General features: G+C 45.0%; 17 protein-coding genes. 7 read left to right on the top strand and 10 right to left on the bottom strand.

The features are described 5' to 3' along the window. The first annotated feature begins 307 nt into the window (after nucleotides 1–307). The 3 genes from ICL80_RS08295 to ICL80_RS08285 are packed head-to-tail and all read left to right on the top strand — an operon-like array spanning nucleotide 308 to nucleotide 1,711. Nucleotides 308–796, top strand: a complete 489-nt coding sequence (locus ICL80_RS08295; protein ID WP_194215629.1) for a MarR family winged helix-turn-helix transcriptional regulator — start codon at nucleotides 308–310, stop codon at nucleotides 794–796. 39 nt (nucleotides 797–835) lie between these two features. Beyond that, a complete protein-coding gene (locus tag ICL80_RS08290; RefSeq protein WP_194215628.1) occupies nucleotides 836–1,399 on the top strand; it encodes a PAS domain-containing protein in 564 nt (187 codons plus the stop codon). Nucleotides 1,400–1,405: 6 nt separating this feature from the next. After that, nucleotides 1,406–1,711 carry a pyrophosphohydrolase domain-containing protein gene (locus tag ICL80_RS08285; RefSeq protein ID WP_194215627.1) on the top strand — a complete coding sequence of 102 codons (306 nt, stop codon included), beginning with the start codon at nucleotides 1,406–1,408 and terminating at the stop codon, nucleotides 1,709–1,711. Nucleotides 1,712–1,717: 6 nt separating this feature from the next. Here the strand turns inward: ICL80_RS08285 and ICL80_RS08280 are convergent, their stop codons facing one another. The 5 genes from ICL80_RS08280 to petA form a co-directional block, all read right to left on the bottom strand. Then, complete coding sequence (locus tag ICL80_RS08280; RefSeq protein ID WP_194215626.1) at nucleotides 1,718–2,611, bottom strand: class I SAM-dependent methyltransferase; 894 nt, start codon at nucleotides 2,609–2,611, stop codon at nucleotides 1,718–1,720. A gap of 67 nt (nucleotides 2,612–2,678) precedes the next feature. Further along, the gene (locus ICL80_RS08275; RefSeq protein WP_194215625.1) at nucleotides 2,679–3,890 is read right to left on the bottom strand and encodes a phospholipase A; all 1,212 of its coding nucleotides are present in this window, start codon (nucleotides 3,888–3,890) and stop codon (nucleotides 2,679–2,681) included. 93 nt (nucleotides 3,891–3,983) lie between these two features. Then, on the bottom strand, nucleotides 3,984–4,781 hold the full coding sequence (locus ICL80_RS08270) for a cytochrome c1 (protein ID WP_194215624.1): 798 nt from the start codon (nucleotides 4,779–4,781) through the stop codon (nucleotides 3,984–3,986). Between the two features lie 3 nt (nucleotides 4,782–4,784). Continuing rightward, nucleotides 4,785–6,059, bottom strand: a complete 1,275-nt coding sequence (locus ICL80_RS08265; protein WP_194215623.1) for a cytochrome b — start codon at nucleotides 6,057–6,059, stop codon at nucleotides 4,785–4,787. A gap of 11 nt (nucleotides 6,060–6,070) precedes the next feature. Next, a complete protein-coding gene (petA, locus tag ICL80_RS08260; RefSeq protein WP_194215622.1) occupies nucleotides 6,071–6,616 on the bottom strand; it encodes a ubiquinol-cytochrome c reductase iron-sulfur subunit in 546 nt (181 codons plus the stop codon). 264 nt (nucleotides 6,617–6,880) lie between these two features. Here petA and ICL80_RS08255 point away from each other — a divergent pair, with 264 nt between their 5' ends. The 4 genes from ICL80_RS08255 to ICL80_RS08240 all read left to right on the top strand — a co-directional run bounded on the left by ICL80_RS08255 (nucleotide 6,881) and on the right by ICL80_RS08240 (nucleotide 9,355). Continuing rightward, a complete protein-coding gene (locus tag ICL80_RS08255) occupies nucleotides 6,881–7,378 on the top strand; it encodes a tRNA (cytidine(34)-2'-O)-methyltransferase (RefSeq protein ID WP_228073861.1) in 498 nt (165 codons plus the stop codon). Between the two features lie 5 nt (nucleotides 7,379–7,383). Next, complete coding sequence (gene hemF / locus ICL80_RS08250; RefSeq protein WP_194215621.1) at nucleotides 7,384–8,250, top strand: oxygen-dependent coproporphyrinogen oxidase; 867 nt, start codon at nucleotides 7,384–7,386, stop codon at nucleotides 8,248–8,250. A gap of 3 nt (nucleotides 8,251–8,253) precedes the next feature. Beyond that, nucleotides 8,254–8,691, top strand: coding sequence for a YqaA family protein (locus tag ICL80_RS08245; protein WP_194215620.1), 438 nt, complete (start codon nucleotides 8,254–8,256; stop codon nucleotides 8,689–8,691). Nucleotides 8,692–8,785: 94 nt separating this feature from the next. Continuing rightward, entirely contained in the window at nucleotides 8,786–9,355 is a 570-nt protein-coding gene (locus tag ICL80_RS08240; protein ID WP_194215619.1) for a lipid-binding SYLF domain-containing protein, read from the top strand. Nucleotides 9,356–9,405: 50 nt separating this feature from the next. Here the strand turns inward: ICL80_RS08240 and ICL80_RS08235 are convergent, their stop codons facing one another. The 5 genes from ICL80_RS08235 to ICL80_RS08215 form a co-directional block, all read right to left on the bottom strand. After that, a complete protein-coding gene (locus tag ICL80_RS08235) occupies nucleotides 9,406–10,584 on the bottom strand; it encodes a CCA tRNA nucleotidyltransferase (RefSeq protein ID WP_194215618.1) in 1,179 nt (392 codons plus the stop codon). After that, nucleotides 10,571–10,900 (bottom strand): hypothetical protein, encoded by a 330-nt coding sequence (locus ICL80_RS08230; protein ID WP_194215617.1) that lies wholly within the window; start codon nucleotides 10,898–10,900, stop codon nucleotides 10,571–10,573. The genes ICL80_RS08235 and ICL80_RS08230 overlap by 14 nt, the downstream gene beginning before the upstream one ends. Then, nucleotides 10,897–11,520: a CoA pyrophosphatase gene (locus ICL80_RS08225; protein WP_228073860.1), complete on the bottom strand. Its 624-nt coding sequence runs from the start codon at nucleotides 11,518–11,520 to the stop codon at nucleotides 10,897–10,899. Before ICL80_RS08225 ends, ICL80_RS08230 begins: the two co-directional genes overlap by 4 nt. Further along, nucleotides 11,520–12,056 carry a DUF1285 domain-containing protein gene (locus tag ICL80_RS08220; protein WP_380083515.1) on the bottom strand — a complete coding sequence of 179 codons (537 nt, stop codon included), beginning with the start codon at nucleotides 12,054–12,056 and terminating at the stop codon, nucleotides 11,520–11,522. Before ICL80_RS08220 ends, ICL80_RS08225 begins: the two co-directional genes overlap by 1 nt. 105 nt (nucleotides 12,057–12,161) lie before the next feature. Continuing rightward, complete coding sequence (locus tag ICL80_RS08215; protein WP_194215615.1) at nucleotides 12,162–12,722, bottom strand: GNAT family N-acetyltransferase; 561 nt, start codon at nucleotides 12,720–12,722, stop codon at nucleotides 12,162–12,164. Nucleotides 12,723–12,923: the final 201 nt, after the last annotated feature.

The raw sequence follows: 12,923 nt of genomic DNA, 5'->3' as shown, positions 1-12,923 counted from the left end.
GGCTTTCCTGTAGCATTGACATAAGCGGTTTCTCTACTAGCACAGGAAAAGTCATGCGCCAACGATGAAAACCCCTCATAGCCAAGGAAGACACATCTATGCTGTTCTATCGTGATTATAAGAGACAGAAAAGCGGCGTTTTTTCGACAAGCTATCGTTATTTAAAAACGTAGACTTGCCGTAACAAATAGAGGCTCAACAATATCTATCATTACCGTCTGCAGCAATGTCCTTTTTTTTTACTTGATTTGCATCACATTCCATCCTTAATGTGTCAACAACACTGACATAAGCGGTGCAAACATACATGTTTAGAAAACTACCCCAATCAAATTTATACTTACGTGAAGAAGAACTTCGCCGTGGCATCGAGCTTCTGTATTTTGCTTACAGGGATTTCACACGGGACCCTGATGAAATACTCCAAAAAGCCGGTTTTGGCAGAGCACACCATAGAGTATTATATTTTGTTGGCCGCAACCCGGGAACGACAGTTTCCGGACTTTTAAGTTTACTGCGCATAACCAAACAAAGCTTATCACGTGTCCTTGGGCAACTGGTGGATGATGGTTACATAGACCAAAAAACCGGCGCAACAGACCGCCGACAAAGACTTTTACACCTGACACCCAAAGGAGAAAAGTTTGAAAAAGAACTTTTCTCAACACAGCGTCAGCGTGTTGCAGAGGCTTACAAAACAGCAGGGCCAGAAGCCGTTGCAGGGTTCTGGGAAGTACTCCTTAATATTGTTGATGAAAAAGAACGTGAACAAGTATTGCGTCAAATCGAAAAATAGCGACAATAGAAAGTGTTGAATATTTGAGCAGGATATAAAATGCTGACTCTGGGCCAACACTTTCATGATTTTCTATCGTTTTGGGACGCTCTGCCTCGTACCCTACACCCCTTCCTTCCCGCTAAAGCTGACATAACGCCAGCTAACTGCGGAAAACTTCTACCACACATGGGTATTGGTCGCTACAATGCCCCCGGCAATATATATGTTTTATTTTATGGCACCCTTCTTGAAAAAGCCACGGGCATTGCTCCTACTGGCAAGAATTTCTTTGATACACTGCCCCCTGAATCGCATGAAGCAATAAAGCTATTTCATAGTATTATCTTTGAAAGAATGTGTGCAGCTTATGTGGTTTATCTTATCGCAAGCAGCGATAAGTTATATTATTCTTATAGAACATTGCAACTACCCGCAGTAGACGAGGAAGGGATACCACGCTATCTGATTATTTATGGTACGGCCCTACAGCCAGAACACAATTATAACAAACGGGCCTTTATGGGAATGGACCAAAAAAATGTAAAGGAAATGCACTATATAGATCTTGGTAATGGCGCCCCCACATTTAAAATTGAAAAATACACGCTTCATAAAGAGTAATTCCCTATGACACATGCCCATGAAACACAATCCTCGATCCAAAAATGGGCCGATACCACCTTTGGTCCGGCGTATGATCAAAGTGTTCTGGTTGACCGTGCTGCTATTGAAATAACAGAGCTTAAAGAAGCTGTCGTGAATAACAACCTGATAGACATTGGCAAAGAAGCTGCTGATGTTATCATTCTCTTGATGCGCCTTCTTGAAAACTACGGCCTTGATATGCAGGACGAAGTGACAAAAAAAATGCAAGAAAATCGTAATCGAAAATGGCGAGCAAAAGGCGATGGTACCGGCAGCCATGTAAAATAGATCAGGCTATTCTGCAGCAACACCAGATATTTTTATTTCTTCATCCTGCTTGGGCACATAAACCTTTTCGTTTTTAGCAATCCATATGCTTGCAAGGTTAGGGCTAGCAATGAAAGAATACCGGCCCAATATTATTGAAACTATGCGCATGTATAGAGCAACCAGTTTTGGAGGCCTTATTTTTTCAACCCCGCCATTATAAGGGCTATAAATTGGGTAGCGGTTAAGCCAGTGTCGGTAGCTTCCAAACACCAGAACACGACTTCTTGGTGCAAAAAAGCGATGCAATGGCTTCAAGTGCCAAGGAAAGGGAAAATGGTGAAACTCATGGTGCTGTATGCCCAAAAAGCGACAAAAAGAATGCCTCCACGCCAAAGGAAGCCAATGCGAAAATGGAACATAAGCGTCGTGGCTAACCATTGGGAACAGTTGATTTGGAGCAGTTAAGACTATAACCTGCTTCGTAAGCCTTATAATGTTTTCAACCGCGGGCCGAATATTAGCCTTACCAACGTGTTCTAAAGTTTCAACCGAAACAAAGACGTCAATCGATTTATTAGGCAAGCTTATATCTTGCAGCTTTTCAGAGCTAAAAACGCACCTGCTTTCTACACCCAATATTTCGGCTATTTTTTTCGAAGCTTCCAATTTCTTAATATCAGGCTCAGCCAGGAAAGCCGATTTACCACCAGATAAAAGGTATGCAAAAGCTAACCAGCCAAACCCGGATCCACAATCACCCAGTCCAACAGAGTGAATATCACAGTGCTGGTTTAAAGGTGTAATATAGGTGGCTACCATATACTGTAGAACTAGTTCTGGCGACAGGTCACCGTAGTCAGCATTGTAAGAAATAGTAGTACTAATAGCTTGAATTTGATCTTCAGTTAACCTGATCACCTTCTCCCCCCCAAAGAGAATGTTATAGCGAACCCTTTCATATCGCACTAATTGAATATTACAATCTTTATCTGTGTATTCCTAAACCAAACCTGAACCGTGTTTCTTTTTGGTCGTAGGTTAGTAGATTTTCGCCGTATCCTGTAAACAATTGCCCATGCAGGCTGAAATTCAGGTTTTTTGCAATTCCCTCCCACTTCATTGGCACTGTAAAATCAAACAAATAGCTTCCTTTATCTGACCCCAACTTACCCTTACTATACGCTGAAAGTTGAACGCTTTTTTCGCTACCAATAATGAACTGCAAGCTTGAGTGACCACGGTAATCTGCAATATCAGGGTTATCTGACAGACTTCCCTGATAGCTCCAGAAATCACCGGTCAGGCGCGCAAACCAATCACCCCCAAGAGAATGCCTATAAGAAATATGCGAATATACCATATTAAGGCTTCGACTATCGTCACCTTCTCTACCATTTGATTCGTGTAAGAAACCAACACGCAGATCAACCTCCGAGCCCTTTGGTAAAAAGTTAAAATCGAGGCCTTCTAGGCCATAAAAAAACTCAGGTTGAAAATTTGTATCTTCAAAAGGTTTCGATTCTGAAGACAGATCCCAAAAAGAAACCTGCGTATAACCAAGATGAAAGCCGGACAGCCAAGGATGATTACTAGCCCACGACCCTTTTTCGTTAAAAAGCTGGTACTTAAGGCTGATCTGAAACTTGGCGTCCGTTGGTTTTATACCGCCCAGAAAGTAAATTGGTTTATAGGTGGAAAGTCCTCCCAGAGAGCCGAATGTTTCTTTTTCAAGGGCAGCCTCTTCTACCTTTTTAATTAAGCTTACTTCAGCACCATCAATATTTTCAGGGTGAACCACATGAAGCAGGATAGCATTATTATAAGGTTTAGGTAGTACAAGAGAAACAGTTCCATCAGGCAAAATAGATGGCACTTTCATAAAGTATAAAACTTTTTGAAAGGCCTCAGGATCAACAGCCCCAACCTCCTGCTCTGAAACAACCTCCAAAAGAACCGAATATTCCAGATCATCTTTTAAAAAAGTTGCCTCTAGCTTTTTTGGTACAGCAAATGCTTTTTCTAACGATGCATTATAAAAAACTGCTGTAGCAAGGTTTGTTTCGCCTGCCGTCACTGTATTACCGGCAATAGAGACCACTACTTCTTCAGCATAAGCCATAGGCGCCAGTATATATAGCACGCCTCCAAGCACAGCCAAAAGCAGCCGCTTAGATATTTGCTTTAATGGCCTATTCATACCGTTTTCCTTACGCTTTAAATATTCAGCTCACTATACAAAAAGGGCCACCGAATGGCAGCCCTTAATGAAAGTCTTTAGCAACAAAGACGGCTAGTCTTCGTAAACATTTCTGCCTGACTTGATTGGCTTCCATAGCTTTTTCATAGAAAGGTAGAATATAAGCGTTAATACAGCCAAATACGCAAGCACCTTAAAACCCATCTGGTGGCGCGCATCAAGTCCAGGCTCTGCAACATACGTCAGGAACTGAACAACATCGCGAGCCATCTGTTCTGACGTTGCCGCAGTACCATCTTCATATTCAAGAATACCTTCAGCGAGCGGTGCTGCCATAGATATCTGGCCACCCTTAAAGTATGGATTATAATGTTTGCCCGGTGTAATTTCATGACCCGCAGGTGCATCTTCGTAGCCCGTAAGTAAGCTGTGCACATAGTTTGCACCATCATGCCGTGCCTTAATGATCAGAGAAAGATCAGGTGGCAATGCACCGCCGTTAGAAGCCCTTGCCGCATTCTCATTTGCAAAAGGTGCAGGGAAAACATCTTGCGGCAGTGCTGCACGCTCTGTTGGGTCACCAAAATCATCAGGGTCACCAGCCACTGTATATTCAGCAGCAAACGCCTTGATCATATCTTCTTCGTAGCCAATACCCTCAAGGTTACGAAAATGAAAATACTTCAAGCTGTGACACGCAGAGCAAACTTGCTTGTAAACCTGCCAGCCACGCTGAGCAGCAGCTTTATCAAAGGTACCAAAGGCACCTTCAAAAGACCATTCCAGTTTCATCGGGTGCTTATCAGCACCAGATGCCTGCACCATACCAGCAAAGCCTGCTACAGCAGTAAGGGCGAGTGCAATGTTTTTAACAAATTTCATCGTCTTCATCCCCTACTTCGCAGCTTTTTCTGTAACTGACTGAATAATACTTTCAGGCAGCGGCAATGTTTTTTCCTTTTTGCCAAGGACAGGCAAAACAATCAGGAAATGTATGAAATAGTATGCTGTCGCGATTTTACCATACAGAGGAATATTGCCCTCAGGGTGCTGACCGCCAAGCCATGTAAGAATGACCATATCAATCACAAGGAACCAGAAGAAGTACCTGTATGTTGGGCGGAAGCGAGCAGAGCGCACTTTTGATGTATCCAGCCACGGCAAGAAGAACAGCACAATAATAGCCGAGAACATTGCAATAACACCAAGAAGCTTACCTGTAATGAAGGTAATATCTGTGCCCGGTATACCGATTGCAAAATCGATCGACCGCAGGATCGCGTAGAACGGTAGGAAGTACCATTCAGGGACAATACTGTCTGGTGTTACCAGCGGGTTCGCAGGAATGTAGTTATCCGGGTGCCCCATTGCATTTGGTGCATAAAACACGAAATACGCAAAGATCAGGAAAAATACACCAGCACCAAAAGCATCTTTAATAGTGTAATATGGGTGGAATGGAATCTGATCGGCATTAGACTTCACATCAATACCCAGCGGGTTACCGCTGTCAGAAACCTTCTTCGCCCAAATGTGCAAAATAACAACACCTGTAATCACAAATGGCAGCAGGTAGTGCAAGCTGAAGAAACGCTTCAGCGTTGGGTTATCAACAGAGAACCCGCCCCATAGAAGTGTTACTATGCTTTCACCAACACCAGGGATGGCTGAAAACAGGTTTGTAATCACTGTTGCACCCCAGAAGGACATCTGGCCCCATGGCAGTACATACCCCATAAAAGCTGTTGCCATCATCAGAAGGAAGATAACAAGACCGAGCATCCATAACACTTCGCGGGGTGCCTTGTAGGAACCATAATAAAGCCCACGAAGAATATGGATATAAACAGCAATAAAGAAGAAAGATGCGCCATTTGCGTGGATATAACGGATCAGCCAGCCATAGTTCACATCGCGCATAATGCGCTCAACACTATCAAAGGCAACCGCCGTATCTGGTGTATAGTGCATCGCAAGTACAATGCCGCTAATAAGCTGCACAACGAGCATAAGGCCCGCAAGCGAGCCAAAGTTCCACCAGTAATTCAAATTGCGCGGCGTCGGTGTACCGGGGCCAACAACATTGTTGACAACGGACAGAACCGGCAAACGTTCCTCAAACCAGGCAAGCGCCTTGTTCTTGGGGGTAATTGCTTCCCATTCAGCCATAACGCTTCCCCTTAACCGATCTTGATTGTTGTATCAGACATAAAGGCATACTCAGGAACCGCTAGGTTCTTTGGAGCGGGGCCTTTGCGGATACGACCAGATGTATCATAATGCGAACCGTGACATGGGCAGAACCAACCACCGAAATCACCGCGATCATCGCCGGACTTTGAACCAAGTGGCACACAACCAAGGTGTGTACAGGTTCCAACCACAACCAGCCAATCATCTTTTTCAACACGGTCTGTATCTGCTTGTTTGTCCACTAGAACAGACATATCTACAGTACGTGCGGCTTCAATTTCTGCGGCTGTACGGTGGCGAATAAAAATGGGCTTGCCGCGCCATTTAATAACAATAGCCTCGCCTTCGGCGATATGGCTAATGTCAACTTCCACTGTAGCAAGTGCAAGTGTATCTGCAGCCGGGTTCATCTGATCCACGAATGGCCAGACAGCTATGGCTGCACCAACACCAGCCCCGCCGGCTGCTGCTATATGAAGAAAATCACGGCGTGTGGCTTCTTCACCATCATGTGTTTTATTGAGTGTGCTCATCTATCTTTCCCTGACAGGAACGTGACGCATAAGGCATTCCGTTGTTTGCGTTCCAAACCCTAGTTTACCCTTGCATAATTTCAATTCCCTGCGTCACACAGTCGCAGTTATTAAAACTATCCATACCTAAAGCCAAATCAGATTAATAAAATCCAACCTGACGAGTTTGGCTTTGGTTTAGTAGGCTCTGCTCAAAGAGGCAAGTCTTTATGCCGAAGGATTACAAAAAAAACATTAATTTTTACTTATGCCATGCAGAAACAATTGCTCAAGCTGCCCTCGGGCGATACTGTGCCGCTCATGCAAATAGCGCTTTTTCAACCTGATCAACCCACGAACACCGGCACTTTGCTGCGGCTTGGTGCCTGTATGGGCACACCTGTGCACATTATTGAACCATGTGGTTTCCCATTTTCCAAACGCGCGTTACGGCGATATGCAATGGATTATGCAGACCACGTGACCCTGCATCATCATGCCGATTGGCATGCTTTTCAGCGCTGGCGCATAGAATCAGGCAGCCGTTTATTGCTACTAACAACAAAATCGGCCCAACCGTATCACCAGTTCACATATCAGCCTGATGATATTTTGATGGTTGGGAGTGAATCAACCGGCGCGCCAGATTATGTGCATGACATTGCCGACCACCGCCTTCTTGTACCAATGACAGCTAACGTCAGGTCACTTAATGTTGCAGTATCTATGGCAATGGTGCTAGGCGAAGGATTACGACAAACAGACAATTGGCCAGAAGGGTAGACCGCGTGGATACTGAAACCAAAAAACAGATTACAGCCAAGTGGTTTGAAAAACTACGCGATGACATATGCGCCAGCTTTGAAGCAATTGAAAGCGACAACACGGGCCCTATGGCTGGACGCGAGGCTGGGCGCTTTGAACGCAAACAATGGCAGCGCACTAATCAGGATGATGGTTCTGAAGGTGGCGGCGGCACCATGTCTATCATGCGCGGCGGCAGAGTTTTTGAAAAAGTTGGAGTTAATATCTCAACCGTACACGGTACTTTTACAGAGGAATTTGCCAAAACCATACCTGGCGCAGATACAGACCCTCGCTTTTTTGCAACGGGCATTTCTCTTGTTGCCCATATGAATAGCCCCAAAGTACCGGCTGTCCATATGAACACACGGTACCTTGTAACGACGAAAGACTGGTTTGGCGGCGGCGCTGACCTCAATGCCCCTCTGCCAAACAGTTACGATACAGCGCGCTTCCATAGTGCTTTTAAAGAATGTTGTGATAGGCATGATTCAGCCTACTACCCCAAATTTAAAGCTTGGTGTGATGAGTATTTTTATATTCCACATCGTAATAGAGCGCGCGGTGAAGGTGGTATCTTTTATGATCGCCACAATTCTGGCAACTGGGATGCTGACTTTGCCCTAACCCAAGATGTTGGAAAAACCTTTAATGAAATATACTCTGCATTAGTGCGTGAGCATATGAACGAAAGCTGGACACCATTTGAGCGAGAAAAACAGCTTGAATACCGGGGTTATTATGCAGAGTTCAACCTGGTCTATGACCGAGGCACAACATTTGGTCTTAAAACCGGAGGCAATGTGGAAGCTATTTTAATGTCCCTTCCTCCTGAGGCTAAATGGCCGTAAAGAGTGTCTGACTTACTTATCTATCTCGGTCTGTTTTGGAATGCCTTTCTTGCGGCTACCATTTTACCTGTGTTTTCTGAACTGGCTCTTGCCGGTTTACTCGCTGAAGATATTGGCAGCCCGCTCCTGCTTTTCCTTTTTGCAACAGCAGGTAATGTAGCAGGCTCTATTCTTAACTGGTGGGTAGGAAGTAGAATAACTATTTTTCAACACAAACGCTGGTTTCCTGTTAGGCCCAATCAGCTAGCGAAAGCCGAAAAATATTTTGCACGATACGGCGTATGGTCACTTTTACTGGCCTGGCTACCCATCATCGGCGACCCGATTACACTTGTTGCGGGTGTCTTAAAAACGCCTTTTACAATTTTTCTAGTGCTTGTAGCTATAAGCAAAGCAAGCAGATATGCTTTTATAGTAGCAGGCTTCCATTTCTGGGGCTGACCTGATGGATACACCTTTCTGCCATAATTATGCCGTTTTATATGAACAGTTTTTGAGCTAAACATGGTTCAGACATGAAGTCTTGGAGGATTATATGATTAAATCAGTCACGTCACTATTACTGGCTGTTTCGCTTTTAATGACAACAACGACAGCCTTTGCTGACAGCAATTCTGAAAAGCGTGAAAAAATTCAGGCCATACGACAAGAAGTGCTGACTGACCTTTTCGCTTCTCGCCCTCAAGCCAAGGCAGAAATAGACGAATCTGAAGGCTATGCCGTCTTTTCCAACGTGGGTGTGCAAATTTTGCTTTTAGGTGCCGGAGGGGGCCGCGGAGTTGTACGTGATACTAAAAGCGGCATTGATACCTATATGAAAATGGGCACAATCGCTATTGGCCTTGGTTTAGGTGTGAAAGATTTTCGAGCCGTATTTATTTTCCATGACCGTGATGCCCTTACTAACTTTGTTGAGCATGGTTGGGATTTCACTGGTGAAGCTGATGCAGCGGCTGTCGCCGAAGACAAAGGCGGCGAGATAGGTGAAGCAGCTTCTGTCCGCAAAAAAGTAAGCGTTTATCAGTTCACGGAGAATGGCCTTGCCTTGCAGGCGTCGCTTCACGGCACTAAATACTGGCAAGACAAAAAGCTGAATCGTGAGTAAGTAAGCACGATAAATCGTTAGGCTAATATAAAAGGCGGTTTTTCCGCCTTTTATTTTGTATTTATCATATGAATCAACTGAGCCTTAGTAAGGGTGAAATCACTTTCTACCCACAGACCTTCCAGCCTTCTTATCTCTGCACCAATCTCGGGGCCAGGCAAAACCCCTTGCGCTATAATATCTTTTCCCTGCACAGGCAAAACAGGCACGTGCCATTTTTGCGCAATTTCTTGAAAGCCTTTATTCCAGCCCGAACAAAGGCCAGCCTGCTGCACAGCCTCAGCCCCATATTGATACATAAGCTTACGGATATCATGATCTGTGTTTACTGCTTTGGCAGCCCAGACAGAGCTTGTGCTCTTTAACATGGCCCTCATCTTGTTTGACAAACGCAGTTGCATAGAAAATGCATCAGAGCATCTAATATCACCCAAGCAATAAAAAAGCCGCACTTCCGGCATTGCCTGCTGCCCTAGCTTACACTCATTTTGCTCAAGCGTGCTTACCTTCGTCAGCAACACTTTTAACTGCAACGCCTGAAAAACTCCTGCAGACTCCATAACGTCAGCCAGCGCGCTGATTTTAGGGGCGGAAAATATTTTGATCAGTTCTGATCTGATCCGTTCCACAGAGAGATTTTCAAGCAACGATATTTTTTTTGAACAAGCCGAGAGACCTTCAGCATCAATTTTAGTAACGTCTGTACCAAGAACGGCATTAAAGCGGAAAAACCGCAAAATTCGGAGGGCGTCTTCTTCAATCCGCATTGCGGCATCGCCGATAAAACGCACTCTTCTCGCAACCACATCATCAATGCCGTCCAGCGGGTCAAAAACAGTGCCTGCGGCATCCATATATACTGCATTCATGGTAAAGTCGCGTCGTTTAGCATCTTCCTTCCAGCTATCAGTATAAGCAACAACTGCATGCCTGCCATCGGTTTCGGTATCGCGTCGTAAAGTCGTTATCTCAACTGATTTGCCTTCTACAACGGCAGTCACCGTACCGTGTTCAACCCCTGTTGGCACCGCTTTAATCCCAGCAGCCCCTAACCTTGCTATAACATCACAAGGTATAAGCGTTGTGGCAGCATCAACTTCCTGCACAGGTCGCCCCATGAGTGTATCTCTTACTGCCCCCCCAACAAACCTGATAGACTGCTCCCCCAAGGCTGTAACGATCATTTTGATATGCAGGGCATCAAGCCAATCGGCTTTAATTTTCTGCACCGGTTTCTGTCTTTGAGGCAGCATCAGGCTTTTCTATCTCTTCGGCAGGAACAAACTTACCCGGTATAAGTTCGCCGTTTTCCATTCTAGCTGGCACATAGACCATATCTGTGTTGCCGCTATCATCAGAAAGTTTCAAGCCAATACCAGTGATGATAATTGCCACAATGATCAGCAACAAAAATCGCCGGGCCTTTGTAACATCTGCATCTGATATGCCTTCATCTGTCGTTTTAAGGGCCCTGTACCGTAGCCACATAACCATTAAGGCAAGCGGCAACAATAAAAGCAGAACGCGAAAAATCACTAGTATCATGCCATTTCCTCTTTTGCAGCTTCCAGCACATCACACAGGTTTACTAGCATTGCCGCTGTCGCTCCCCAAATATCATAATCTTCATACTCTATCGCATAATATGAGCGCTCAGTACCCCGCCAAACACCAGTTTTAAGCTTATGATTATCCCTATTCAATATAAAGGAAAGGGGCACTTCAAACGCCTCCACCACTTCTTCAATTTGCAGTGTTAGTGAAAACCCTTCACGTACCAGCCCCACAACAGGGACAATTTCAAACCCAGTGCCTGTTCGATAACCATCCAAAAAACCTTTAAGTGTTACATAAGAGCGGGGTAGCCCAATCTCTTCTTCAGCTTCCCTAAAAGCCGCTGCGATAACGTCTTCGTCCAGTGGGTCTACCTTACCCCCAGGAAAACTGATCTGCCCAGCATGTTGCGTTAAATGATCCGCCCTGCGGGTTAATAATACCGTTGGGCCACTGCGCCGATCAACGATTGGTACAAGCACCGCTGCTTGCCTGAGCGTAAGGCCGTGTAATTCAATTTCTTTTAAATCACCATTCAGGTCGTAATCGCTGCGCATTCCTTTTGCTGCAGGGTTATGTTCTGACAAGGCTTTTTTAAGCCATGTGCGCATTAATCTTCACTCCATTTTCCAAGGCTAAAGCTTGTATCTGCGCTTTCTATGACCAATTCGGTTTCAGTGCCCTTTTTGACATGCTTTGCCTTTTCCACCAACTGATAAAAAACCGGGCGAGCAATTAAGGCCTCAAGCCTGCCACGCACTAACACATAAGGCCTAGGTTCTGCGGTTTCAGGGTCGACCTCAACGCGGATTGGGTGCTCAGGCCCCGCAACAACCTGATCACCTACATTGGTTCTAAAACTCAAAACCTGTTTATCACCATCAGTGAGCAGGTCACATTCAACAGCAACGAATGGTGCATCATCAACCTTAATGCCTATTTTCTCTACAGGTGTAACAAGGTAGGTTTTCCCATCTTCATCTTTACGTAACACCGTTGAAAAAAGCCGGACCATACGTTCCCGTGTAATGGGTGTACCCATATAAAACCATGTGCCGTCTGCCGCAATGCGCATATCAATATCGCCGCAGTAATCAGGGTTCCATTTGTCAACAGGCGGGAACTTCTGCCCTGCTACCTGTTTCATAAACTCTGTTAGATCAAAATTTGCGCTTTGTGCCATATACTGCTCCTTACAGATAGTATATGGCGTTCAAAGAGGATCTGAAAACCCCTTATATATGTTATAAGCCTAGGCGGCTGATATATAAGCGCGTTCATGCGGCATGGCTGCGCGGTATTCCTCTGACCATCCTGCTATTATTTTACCAACGGATGGCAAAGCGGACATGCTCTCGGGCTGGCGCACAAGCAAACGTCTCGCATCTTTCCCGCCTGGTAGCGTGATATAATTTGGTAAGACCGGTACAAACCCAAAACGTTGATAATATGCTAAATCACCCACCAACAAAATACGGTGGTGCCCCGCCGCATTAAGAGCCGCTATAGTACGCGATAGTAGTTGTGCCCCAATACCCTGATCTTTACGATCAGCAACTATTGCAAGCGGCCCCAGCAACACTGCATTAATATGCGTACCGCGCAATAAATCGCAGACCTGAATTTTATTATATCTTACTGAGCCAACGATTCTATCGCCATCGCGGGCAACATACGAGAACTCAGCAATAGGAGGGTTATTTATCCGAAGTTTATACGAAGCTTTTTCGAACCGGTTAGGGCCAAAAGCCGCATCCAGCAGGCTTTCCACTACTGCTGAATCTTCCGGCCTTTCCTGATCAAATACGATCATCGGCTATATCCTATGTAATAGGCATCAATGACGCCAAGTCAAACACAACATTTCCCAATAAGCTATAGGCACTTATCGTCGTCGCATGCAGGTGCGTCGTTCTGTGTGGTTGCTGCTTAACATAGGCTCCGTTTCATATTTATGTTCAATACGCTTCAAGCTAATGACAATTAATCATAAATACCAGAAAAAAATTGCCCG

This window comes from Kordiimonas pumila, assembly GCF_015240255.1.
Lineage (GTDB): Bacteria > Pseudomonadota > Alphaproteobacteria > Sphingomonadales > Kordiimonadaceae > Kordiimonas > Kordiimonas pumila.
The sequence above is the reverse complement of the archived record's forward strand: the minus strand, read 5'-3'. Positions and strand labels throughout refer to the sequence as shown.

What these genes read in the sequence shown, in the direction of transcription:
- ICL80_RS08295 (WP_194215629.1), top strand. Translation starts at nt 308, where the DNA reads ATGTTTAGAAAACTACCCCAATCAAATTTATACTTACGTGAAGAAGAA.
- ICL80_RS08290 (WP_194215628.1), top strand. Translation starts at nt 836, where the DNA reads ATGCTGACTCTGGGCCAACACTTTCATGATTTTCTATCGTTTTGGGAC.
- ICL80_RS08285 (WP_194215627.1), top strand. Translation starts at nt 1,406, where the DNA reads ATGACACATGCCCATGAAACACAATCCTCGATCCAAAAATGGGCCGAT.
- ICL80_RS08275 (WP_194215625.1), bottom strand. Translation starts at nt 3,890, where the DNA reads ATGAATAGGCCATTAAAGCAAATATCTAAGCGGCTGCTTTTGGCTGTG.
- ICL80_RS08270 (WP_194215624.1), bottom strand. Translation starts at nt 4,781, where the DNA reads ATGAAGACGATGAAATTTGTTAAAAACATTGCACTCGCCCTTACTGCT.
- ICL80_RS08265 (WP_194215623.1), bottom strand. Translation starts at nt 6,059, where the DNA reads ATGGCTGAATGGGAAGCAATTACCCCCAAGAACAAGGCGCTTGCCTGG.
- petA (WP_194215622.1), bottom strand. Translation starts at nt 6,616, where the DNA reads ATGAGCACACTCAATAAAACACATGATGGTGAAGAAGCCACACGCCGT.
- ICL80_RS08240 (WP_194215619.1), top strand. Translation starts at nt 8,786, where the DNA reads ATGATTAAATCAGTCACGTCACTATTACTGGCTGTTTCGCTTTTAATG.
- ICL80_RS08230 (WP_194215617.1), bottom strand. Translation starts at nt 10,900, where the DNA reads ATGATACTAGTGATTTTTCGCGTTCTGCTTTTATTGTTGCCGCTTGCC.
- ICL80_RS08225 (WP_228073860.1), bottom strand. Translation starts at nt 11,520, where the DNA reads ATGCGCACATGGCTTAAAAAAGCCTTGTCAGAACATAACCCTGCAGCA.
- ICL80_RS08220 (WP_380083515.1), bottom strand. Translation starts at nt 12,056, where the DNA reads ATGAAACAGGTAGCAGGGCAGAAGTTCCCGCCTGTTGACAAATGGAAC.
- ICL80_RS08215 (WP_194215615.1), bottom strand. Translation starts at nt 12,722, where the DNA reads ATGATCGTATTTGATCAGGAAAGGCCGGAAGATTCAGCAGTAGTGGAA.